The organism is Jujubicoccus corallicola (genome assembly GCF_047345645.1).
Taxonomy (GTDB): domain Bacteria; phylum Pseudomonadota; class Alphaproteobacteria; order Rhodobacterales; family Rhodobacteraceae; genus JBLEFH01.
This window is the reverse complement of sequence record NZ_JBLEFH010000004.1, coordinates 341,777-351,438: the sequence shown is the minus strand read 5'-3', so window position 1 is coordinate 351,438 and position 9,662 is coordinate 341,777. Positions and strand designations below refer to the sequence as shown.

9 protein-coding genes are annotated in these 9,662 nt (G+C 58.0%); all 9 read right to left on the bottom strand.

Annotated features, from left to right (window positions below; all coding sequences use genetic code 11):
* Positions 1-335: 335 nt before the first annotated feature.
* The 9 genes from ACMA5I_RS09410 to ACMA5I_RS09370 all read right to left on the bottom strand — a co-directional run bounded on the left by ACMA5I_RS09410 (position 336) and on the right by ACMA5I_RS09370 (position 9,618).
* Positions 336-683 (bottom strand): Spx/MgsR family RNA polymerase-binding regulatory protein, encoded by a 348-nt coding sequence (locus ACMA5I_RS09410; RefSeq protein ID WP_525886007.1) that lies wholly within the window; start codon positions 681-683, stop codon positions 336-338.
* Entirely contained in the window at positions 683-1,933 is a 1,251-nt protein-coding gene (locus ACMA5I_RS09405) for a calcium-binding protein (protein WP_525886006.1), read from the bottom strand. The genes ACMA5I_RS09410 and ACMA5I_RS09405 overlap by 1 nt, the downstream gene beginning before the upstream one ends.
* Before the next feature lie 134 nt (positions 1,934-2,067).
* Complete coding sequence (locus ACMA5I_RS09400) at positions 2,068-3,342, bottom strand: calcium-binding protein (RefSeq protein WP_525886005.1); 1,275 nt, start codon at positions 3,340-3,342, stop codon at positions 2,068-2,070.
* Positions 3,343-3,579: 237 nt separating this feature from the next.
* Positions 3,580-4,032, bottom strand: coding sequence for a MaoC family dehydratase (locus tag ACMA5I_RS09395; RefSeq protein ID WP_525886004.1), 453 nt, complete (start codon positions 4,030-4,032; stop codon positions 3,580-3,582).
* Positions 4,033-4,198: 166 nt separating this feature from the next.
* A complete protein-coding gene (locus ACMA5I_RS09390) occupies positions 4,199-4,840 on the bottom strand; it encodes an HdeD family acid-resistance protein (protein ID WP_525886003.1) in 642 nt (213 codons plus the stop codon).
* 69 nt (positions 4,841-4,909) lie between these two features.
* A complete protein-coding gene (locus tag ACMA5I_RS09385; protein ID WP_525886002.1) occupies positions 4,910-5,533 on the bottom strand; it encodes a LysE family translocator in 624 nt (207 codons plus the stop codon).
* 55 nt (positions 5,534-5,588) lie between these two features.
* A complete protein-coding gene (locus tag ACMA5I_RS09380; protein WP_525886001.1) occupies positions 5,589-6,500 on the bottom strand; it encodes a nucleoside hydrolase in 912 nt (303 codons plus the stop codon).
* On the bottom strand, positions 6,497-7,360 hold the full coding sequence (locus tag ACMA5I_RS09375; protein WP_525886000.1) for a ribokinase: 864 nt from the start codon (positions 7,358-7,360) through the stop codon (positions 6,497-6,499). The genes ACMA5I_RS09380 and ACMA5I_RS09375 overlap by 4 nt, the downstream gene beginning before the upstream one ends.
* The gene (locus tag ACMA5I_RS09370; protein ID WP_525885999.1) at positions 7,360-9,618 is read right to left on the bottom strand and encodes a phosphate acyltransferase; all 2,259 of its coding nucleotides are present in this window, start codon (positions 9,616-9,618) and stop codon (positions 7,360-7,362) included. Before ACMA5I_RS09370 ends, ACMA5I_RS09375 begins: the two co-directional genes overlap by 1 nt.
* Positions 9,619-9,662: the final 44 nt, after the last annotated feature.

The following is a 9,662-nucleotide window of genomic DNA, read 5'->3' as shown; positions in this document are numbered from 1 at the left end:
TCATCATCAGGGCTCATCACCCCTAAAAGGCAAGATACAAGGAAACGTCTCTGTCGCAATAAACGACAACCAAACCACCCTCATATCCCTTCAATCTTGGATACATAATGTCAAAGAGCATGTCGGTAAGCCTTTGCATTTGCTCGTCTTTCCGACCCCTTCAGCGTCTTGGCTCATTGCCTGTCCGCTGCCGGTGAGAGCGGGGTATAGGCCCCTGCGCTGGAGGCCGCAACACCTTTTTTCACAAAACTGCAATTTTTTCGCAGATCGAAAGAATACCACAGCCGACCCCGTGTCGCGAACAGGATTCTTGCGCTGTCTGTGAGAGGTTTCGCTCAGAGACCCCAATTTTCGGCGATTTTCGCGCTCCAGCCTGCGGTCACCCGCGTACCGTCTTCCAGAATCGGGCGCTTTATCAATGTCGGATTCGCCGCCATGAGCTTCGCAGCCCCCTCATCCGACTCGATTCCCGCCCTTTCAGACTCAGAAAGCGCCCGCCAAGTGGTCGAGCGCTTATTAAGAATCGCGTCGCGGCCAAGCGAGTCGATCCAGGTCAGAATAAGATCTGCCTCCGGGGGCGACTCGCGAATGTCGCGAAAGGTGAACGGAACCCCGCCGCCCTCAAGCTGCTTTCGCGCCTTGCGGCAAGTATCGCAATTGGTCAGCCCCCAGAAAGTCAGCATCAGACGATCAGGATATTGTCGACAAGATCGTCGAAGGTGAATCGCGCCAGATAATTGTTCACCTGGAACACATCCCCACCGCCGAAGTCGAAAACGAGGTCATCCCCATCCGCCGTCGCGAGATCCCGCAGCTCGTCAATCGGATCACCGTCGAAGAGATTGACGTCGAAATTGATCGCGTCGATCACATCGATGAAATCCGTGACGGTATCCTCGCCATAACCGACATTGAAAACAAAGGTGTCGCGACCCTTGCCGCCAGCGAGAAGGTCATTGCCGGTGCCGCCATTCATGAGATCATTGCCGATCCCGCCGAAAAGCTTGTCCGCACCATTGTTGCCAAACAAGCGGTCATTGCCCTGATTGCCTGCGAGAAAATCATTACCCCGGCCGCCGAAAACTTGATCCGCGCCGTTGTTGCCGCTGAGACGATCCACACCATCGCCGCCAGCAAGACGGTCTTTCCCAAAATCGCCCTTGATCACGTCGTTGCCCGCGTCACCGTTCAGGCGATCATCGCCGAGCGCACCAGACATGCGATCATTTCCGGCGCCACCCCTGACAACATCGTTGCCGTTGTTGGCGGAAATGACATCATTGCCTGCACCACCGAAGATAGTGTCGTCGCCGTTGCCGCCAAAGATTCGGTCGTTTCCTCCAGCACCCTGAAGAGTATCACTCCCGATCTGGCCGCGGATCACGTCATCTCCAATCCCGCCATTGATCGTGTCAGCGCCTTGGTTGCCGTTCAGCACATCGTTCCCGGCACCGCCGTAGATCATGTCGTCATCGAGATAGGCAAAAACGCGATCATCCCCATCGCCGCCGTAGATCTGATCGGCACCCGCGTAATTCGCGTAGATCACGTCGTTGCCGGCACCTCCCGACACACGCAATATACCGCCACGATCCCAGATCACATCATCACCAGCGCCTAGGAATACTTTGTCTTCGCCGCCGTCGGTTCTGTTCAGGCTGCCCGTGTCCAGAATGTCGTCTCCAGAGCCAGCATAAATAACCGCATTGTCCCGCAACTTGCGGATCAGATCGTCACCGCTACCGGCGTAAATCGTGTCATTCCCGGCAAAAGACCTGAAATAGTCAGCTTCGCTGGTTCCTGATAGCTCTTCCGACGCCTCAGTGCCTCGAATGCGCTGAACGCCTCTGAAAAATAGCTCTCGGTCGTTGAACAACGACTTGAACTGCACGCCAAAAGGCTGCGCTCGCAACGACTCTAAATATTCGCTCATTGAAAGATACCCCACTTACCTCGCGATTATATTTCTGAAATAACTGAGGTATTTACAGGATTCAATCTTTGTTAACGTTTGGTAATAAAAAAGCCGCATGCGAATGCGGCTTTGGTCCCTAGCTAATTGGAAGATCAGATAACCACGATGTTGTCGTAAAGATCGGACACATCATTTGACTGCATATAATCTTCAAGCTCAATGCGGTTGCCACCACCGAACGCAAGAATAAGATCGTCGCCATCCACTTGTCCGATCTTCCTGACAGTCTCTGCCGCACCGCCACGCATAAGGTCGCCGTCGATATGCAACATGTCCTGCGCGTCGGAGAAGTCCTCGACTTCGTCGACACCGTAGTCTTTCCTGTAGACAAAGACGTCAGCGCCTGAACCGCCACTCAACTCGTCATCGCCCAGACCACCGTCGAGGATGTCGCGACCCACGCCACCAAAAAGATCATCAGCACCTAAGTTACCATTCAGAAAATCATCGCCAAAATTGCCGGCAATGAAGTCATCGCCTCTCCCGCCATGCAGGCGATCGCTGTCCTCGTTACCGCTTAAGATGTCTGCGCCGGCATCGCCAAATAATGTATCAGACCCTTGGTTTCCGCTAATATTGTCGAAACCGCTGCCGCCACGAGCAATGTCGTCGCCATAGCCGCCAAAAATCTTGTCAGCGCCCAAACCGCCATCAAGTTTGTCGTCGCCAGCGTTTCCTGCAATCCAGTCGTTTCCGCGGTTGCCAGCAACTACATCGCGACCTTCTTGACCATTTAGAATGTCGTTTCCAGCATTGCCGTTCAGCCTGTCATTCCCATCGTTGCCATATACGACATCGTCGCCACGACCAGCATGAACGATATCGTTACCAAGATAAGCGTCGATCTGATCCCGACCATCGCCCGAACGGAAAACATCTCTCCCTGCGGCCCCTACGATCTTGTCATTTTGCGTTATGGTGACGCCCTCCATAGACGAAAAATCGATCTGGGTCGCAGGGCGAAAATTACCTGTGTTTTCTCTGATGTCGTAGTAATCGAAGTAGGTCTCTAACGCGCTGTAATCATCAGCAGATGGCGTCGCCATGCCATCGACGCTCGTCATGAACGCAACCGTCTGGCGAGAAAATCCATTCGGGAAAAATGAAAAAACTGTAGAATCTTCGCCTGCGCGAATTATATCGACGAAGCCATAGCCAGAATTTTCATCACCTTTGAACGTTCTTCCTAGGTGGTAAATATTGTAGATGGTGGGAGAGCTGATAGAACTTCCATCCGTATTTACGAAATAATAAAAATAATCGGTGTTACCCTCGAAAACAATTTTTACTCTTCTGTCAGAAATCACATCGCTCAAATAATAGCGATTTTCGTTCAGGGTTATACCGTCAAAAATAAGCGTCGTCACTCTTTCCTCCATAGGCAGCACCCCATCTCTTACAAAAAAGATAAAATTTAGCCAATACGCATTTAGGGTTAACCCAGAGATTCGGAAGTTAGTGTTAACAATGCCAGCGGCGGCGCGCACGGCGCTTTATGATATTGAAATTTAAAATATAATTTTTAATTTATCTCGCTCATACTTCAGATTTAAATAAGGTATCTAAGTAAAACCAATTAAATCGGCAATATCCCGCGACTCCCCTCAATCAAACTTCGCTGTCGGCGCGAGCACCAACGCTTCGCCGCGCAGCACGGCAGCGCCGTCCACCTCACAGCAGCAATCGAGCGAGACGCGACGTTTGGGATAGTCGATCGCGCTCACGGTGACTCGCGCCTCGACCTCATCGCCAGGACGGACCGGCGCCAAGAAACTCAGCGATTGTTTCATGTAAATCGTGCCATGCCCCGGAAGTTGCTCGCCGATCACTGCAGAGATCAGCGACGCCGTCACCATCCCATGCGCGATCCGGCCCGCGAAAATCGTCTGGTTGGCGTAGTCCTCATCGAAATGGACCGGGTTTCGATCCCCGGAGATCCGCGCGAAATATTCCAGATCCACATCCTCGACGATCTTCCGCAGGCTGCGTGTCATGCCCACGGAGATATCTTCAATGCAAATCGTTCCGCGGCGAATGTCGCCGAAGATCTCCGACATATGGTCCTCCCAGTGCGGGGACCATGCCATGCTGCATGTGCGAAATCAATGGGCGTGTAAGGATGTGACGCAGGGAAGCTTTTCATCGGAATTTTGTTTCAACGAGAAACTTCACATAAAAACCCGCCAAATCGGATGGCTGGCGGGTTTTCATAGGCTCGACCTATCACAGCCCCTGCTGCGGTGGCCTATCATCTTCCGTTTCGGGCGATGCTTCGCCCTCCGCCTCAGCCGCAGCACGGCGCTCATCATACTCTTCCTTCAGCTTGTCGATTCCCGGAAAGACGTCCTCCGGGTGGAAGTCGTCGCCGGGGCGCAGCGCGTAGCCGAAGACCGAGAGAAACATGCCGTTCATCATCAGGTCGATGCCGAGGAAGATCCCGAGAATGGTCAGCGCCGAGGCCGGGAAGTTCAACAGGATCATCGCGGCGAGCAGAAGCGACACGAGGCCGGAGATCAGCACGATCACCCAGTTGTCGTTCGGGCGCATCTTGAAGGCCGCGGCGATCCGCACCCCGCCCATCATGGCGATCAGGAAGCCGACCATCAGGGTCAGCGACGCCATGCCGGCAATCGGGTTAATCATGATCGCGAGGCCGAGCAGCACGGCCAGGATCCCGGTTGCCACGGTCCACCAGCTCTCGCCCCAGGCCGCCCAGGCCGAGACCCCGCCGACGATCAGAAAGCCAACCGCTGCAATCGTTGTGGCCGCCAAGCTGGCCGCAAATGGGTTAATCAGCGCAATGATCCCGGTGACAATCGACAAGATGCCGAGCCCCAGAACGATCCACCATCTCTTTGATTCCATGTCGCGCACTCCTTATTGGTTAACTTTGTATAACCTACGCGTCAGAAGGCGGCAAAGGAATGGGGCCGCTCAGGCGGCACTTCGCCGCATCAGCGCGGTTGCCCCACCCATGGCGATGAGGGCGCCGCCGCCAAATCGGGTCAGCCAACGGATCGCGGCGGGCTTCACGAGTCGCGCGCGAATGCGGTCGGCGATGAGTGCATAGGCCAGCGCATTGATCGCGGCGAGGCCCACGAAGGTTGCAATCAGGATCACGAATTGCGGCAGGAGTGGCGCGACCGGGTTCAGGAATTGCGGCACGAAGGCGATGAAAAACGCAATCGACTTGGGATTAAGCGCCGTCACCGCCGTGGCGTGGCCGAAGATCTCGCGGGTCGGTCTCTCCGGCGCGTCATCGAGCGCGAGGCGCGGCGCGCTTTGCAGCATCTTCACCCCGAGATAAATGAGGTAAACCGCGCCGCACCATTTCAGCAGGGTAAAGAGCTGCGCCGACGCCAGCACCATCGCCCCAAGACCGGCCAGCGAAGCACTCATCGCAATCAGATCGCCAAGCGCAACGCCCGCCACGGTTGCGAGCGCCACCTTCCGGCCATGACTAAGCGCATAGCTGAGGACGAGCAGCACCGTCGGGCCGGGGATCAGCAACAGCGCGGTCGATGCGGCAACGAAGGCCAGCCAGATTTCCAGAGACATGCGGTCCTCCCCTTTTTCCGAAGATCAATCCATGGAAAGCGGCAGGACGCAATCCTTAATCCCAGCTTTTGATCGCGTCCATGAAGCGCTGCTGCACCCGCGCGGCATCCACCTTCATCGCCGCCTGCACTAGACCGCCTTCGGGATCGCGGACGGTCGCCCCGATCTGCTCGCCCTCTTCGACGACCCGGAGACGCATCTCCTCAAGTGTGAAATCCTCGGGATAGAGGCAGGCCAGAAGCGCCGCCGGATCGTGCAGCGATGCGCCGTCGAACTTCCCGACCGTAGTATAGAAATGCAGATAGAACTCCGCTGCCTCATGGATGAACCCGCCAATACGCGGCGCGGCGGCTTTTAGCGCGGCGAAATCCTCTGCGGTGCAAAGCGTCCGGTGAGTCACGTCGAGGCCGATCATCACCACCTCCCAATCCGCCGCGAAGACGGTATTCGCCGCATGGGGGTCATGGTAAATATTCGCCTCGGCATGGGGCGTGATGTTCCCACCCTCATCGACCGACCCGCCCATGATGACGACCTGTTTGATCATCCCGGCAATCTCCGGCGCGCGCGTCACCGCCTCGGCGATATTCGTCAACGGGCCAATCGGGCAGAGCACCAACTCGCCCGGATGCGCCTTCGCCATGTCGATAATGAAATCCGCCGCATCCCGGCTGTCCGCCGTCCCCTTCGGCGTCTCCGCCGGAATATTGCCAAACCCCTCGGCCCCGTGGACATGCGCAGAGGGCGTGATCGCCGGCATCGCAAGCGGCTTCGCGGCCCCCTGCGCCACAGGAACATCCCGCCCCGCCATCTCAACCAGACGCAGCGCATTCCGCGTCGCCGTCTCGACCGTCACATTGCCAAAAATCGTCGTCAGCCCGACCAGTTCGATCTCCGGCAGCGCCATGGCCGTGAAAATGGCCATCAAATCGTCAATGCCGGGATCCGTGTCGATAATCAGTTTCATGCGTTCTCTTTCAAAAAATCATCCACCTCGGCGGCGGACGGAATGGCCTCCACCGCGCCATGCCGCGTGACCTGCAACGCCGCCGCCGCCGATGCGCGCCGAAGCGCCTCCGCAGGGGCCGCGCCGAGATCCAGCGCCGCGAGGAAATAGCCGGAGAACGTATCGCCTGCCCCGGTCGTGTCAACGGGTTTCACGTGAAACGCTGGCGTCTCGATAGAGCCTTCGGGGCCGCGGAAGGTCGCGCCCTTCGCGCCATAGGTGATGAGCAGCATCGGAACAGGCAGATCGAGCGGGTCTTTCCCGACAGCCTCGGCCAGCGCGGCCGCCTCACCCTCATTTACCATGAGCAAATCCACATGGGGCAGTACGGCCTGCGCCGCCTCCGCCTCGAAGGGCGCTGCGACATAGGCGACCTTGAGGCCCGCGTCTTTCGCCGCCTTCGCCGCTTCGGTGACAAGCGTCGTCTCGTTTTGGAGTAGCAGCCAGTCCTCAGGCGACGCTTTGTCGAGAGCTTCAACCGAGACCGCATGGTTCGCGCCGGGGAAGATCACGATGGAATTCTCGCCCGAGCCGTCCACATAAATCACCGCATGACCCGTCGGCACATCGACGATTTCCAGATGCTCCAGATCGACGCCTTTCAGTTCCAGCACTTCGCGCGCCCAAAGGCCATCATGCCCGATCGCGCCCATATGCCAGACCTTCGCGCCCGCCTGCGCCGCCGCGACGGACTGGTTCGCGCCCTTCCCGCCCAGCCCGGAGTCGTAACCTGTGCTCGACAAGGTTTCACCGGGCGCCGGGAAATGCGGCAATGTATAAACATGGTCGATATTGACCGACCCGAGATTCCAGATCGCCATCAGCCGACCTCGCCCGCAGCCATCACCGCCATGTTGAGAATGTCCGACGAGGTGGAGCTGGTGGAGCAGAGTTTGATCTGCCCGTTCACGCCGGTCAAGATCGGCCCGATCACCGTCGCGCCCGCCAGTTCCTGCAACATTTTCACACAGATAGAGGCCGAATGCCGCGCTGGCATCACGAGGATATTCGCCGGGCCGGAGAGGCGACAGAATGGATAATTCGCCATAACATCCGCATTGAGCGCCACATCGGCGGTCATCTCGCCATCATATTCGAAATCCACCCGGCGTTTGTCGAGGACACTTGGCGCAACGTGCATTTTCTCGGCCCGCTCGGACATCGGATGCCCAAAATTCGAGAAGGAGCAGAACGCAACGCGCGGCTCCAGCCCGAAACTGCGCGCAACCTTCACCGCCGATTCCGCAATATCCGCCAGATCATGCGCCTCGGGCCATTCATGCACCAGCGTGTCCGCGATCAGCACCAACCGCCCGCGCACCATGAGCGCCGTGACACCCACCGCGCCCTGCGCCGGAGCCACGTCATAGACATGGCCGATCTCTTCGAGCACATGCGCCGATTTCCGGGTCGCGCCCGTGACCATCCCGTCCGCCTCCCCGCGCGCAACCAGCAGCGCCGAGAAGACATGTCGGTTCCGGTTCGCCATCCGCCGCGTGTCCCGCTGATCGAAGCCGCGCCGTTGCAAGCGACGGTAAAGGAAGTCCGCGAAGAGATCCATGTCGGGCCGAAGGCTCGCATTGGTCACCTCGATCTCGTTGATCGCCTCAGGCATCCCGGCCTCTTGCAACATCCGCTCAATGTCTTCGGGAATCCCGACGACGACCGCCTGCCCCAAGCCGCCGCGCGCAAAGGCCACCGCCGCACGCACCACGCGCGGATCGTCGCCCTCGGCAAAGACGATCCGCGCCTGTCGCGACATGGCCCGCGCATAAAGTGCCTGCACGATGGACGCCGTCGGATCGAGCCGCTCCCGCAGGCTCTGCTTGTAACTCGCCATATCGATGATCGGACGGCGCGCCACGCCCGTATCGATCCCGCTTTTCGCAACGGCAGGCGGAATCGTATAAATCAGACGCGGATCAAACGGCGTTGGGATGATGTAATCGCGCCCGAAACTCAACTTCTGTCCGTAAGCGAGCCCCACCTCATCCGGCACATCCTGCCGCGCCAGTTTCGCCAGCGCCTCGGCACAAGCGATCTTCATCTCGTCATTGATCGCCCGCGCATGAATATCGAGCGCCCCCCTAAACAGATAGGGGAAACACAGCACATTGTTGATTTGATTGGGATAATCCGAACGTCCCGTCGCGACGATCGAATCCTTGCGCACGGCCTGTGCTTCTTCCGGAGTGATCTCCGGGTCCGGGTTCGCCATGGCGAAAATCACCGGATTATCCGCCATGCTCGCGACCATCTCCCGCGTCAGCGCGCCCTTGGCGGACACGCCGAGGAACACATCCGCGCCCTTCATCGCGTCCTCCAACGTCCGCAACTCCGTCGCCACCGCATGAGCCGATTTCCACTGGTTCATCCCCGCGGTGCGGCCTTGGTAAATCACGCCCTTCGTGTCGCAGACGATGCAATTGTCATGCTGCGCACCCATCCGCTTCAGCAGTTCAATACAGGCGATCCCGGCGGCCCCAGCCCCATTGAGGACGATCTTCACATCCTCGATCTTCTTCTTGGAAATATGCAGCGCGTTAATCATCCCCGCCGCGCAGATCACCGCTGTCCCGTGCTGGTCATCGTGGAAGACAGGAATGTCCATCAGCTCCTTCAGCGTTTCCTCGATAATGAAACACTCCGGCGCCTTGATGTCCTCCAGATTGATCCCGCCAAAAGACGGCCCCATCAGCTTCACCGCATTGATGAAGGCGTCCGGGTCTTCCGTGTCCAGCTCCAAATCAATCGAGTTCACATCCGCAAAGCGCTTGAACAGGACCGACTTGCCCTCCATCACCGGCTTACTCGCCAGCGCGCCCAGATTGCCGAGACCCAAAATCGCCGTCCCGTTCGAGATCACCGCGACCATATTGCCCTTGGTGGTGTAGTCATAGGCTGTCTCCGGGTTCGCCGCGATGGCGTTCACCGGCACCGCCACACCTGGCGAATAGGCCAGCGAGAGGTCCCGCTGCGTGCTCATCGGCGTCGAGGCGCTGATTTCCAGCTTCCCCGGCGTCGGATGCAAATGATAGTGAAGCGCTTCTTCGTCGGTGACTTTACGGCGGTTGGACATAACCCCTCCCTTTTTATAAAGGCTTAGCAAGCGCTCACCGCTTC

What these genes read in the sequence shown, in the direction of transcription:
- ACMA5I_RS09380 (WP_525886001.1), bottom strand. Translation starts at nt 6,500, where the DNA reads ATGAAACTGATTATCGACACGGATCCCGGCATTGACGATTTGATGGCC.
- ACMA5I_RS09405 (WP_525886006.1), bottom strand. Translation starts at nt 1,933, where the DNA reads ATGAGCGAATATTTAGAGTCGTTGCGAGCGCAGCCTTTTGGCGTGCAG.
- ACMA5I_RS09390 (WP_525886003.1), bottom strand. Translation starts at nt 4,840, where the DNA reads ATGGAATCAAAGAGATGGTGGATCGTTCTGGGGCTCGGCATCTTGTCG.
- ACMA5I_RS09370 (WP_525885999.1), bottom strand. Translation starts at nt 9,618, where the DNA reads ATGTCCAACCGCCGTAAAGTCACCGACGAAGAAGCGCTTCACTATCAT.
- ACMA5I_RS09385 (WP_525886002.1), bottom strand. Translation starts at nt 5,533, where the DNA reads ATGTCTCTGGAAATCTGGCTGGCCTTCGTTGCCGCATCGACCGCGCTG.
- ACMA5I_RS09395 (WP_525886004.1), bottom strand. Translation starts at nt 4,032, where the DNA reads ATGTCGGAGATCTTCGGCGACATTCGCCGCGGAACGATTTGCATTGAA.
- ACMA5I_RS09410 (WP_525886007.1), bottom strand. Translation starts at nt 683, where the DNA reads ATGCTGACTTTCTGGGGGCTGACCAATTGCGATACTTGCCGCAAGGCG.
- ACMA5I_RS09375 (WP_525886000.1), bottom strand. Translation starts at nt 7,360, where the DNA reads ATGGCGATCTGGAATCTCGGGTCGGTCAATATCGACCATGTTTATACA.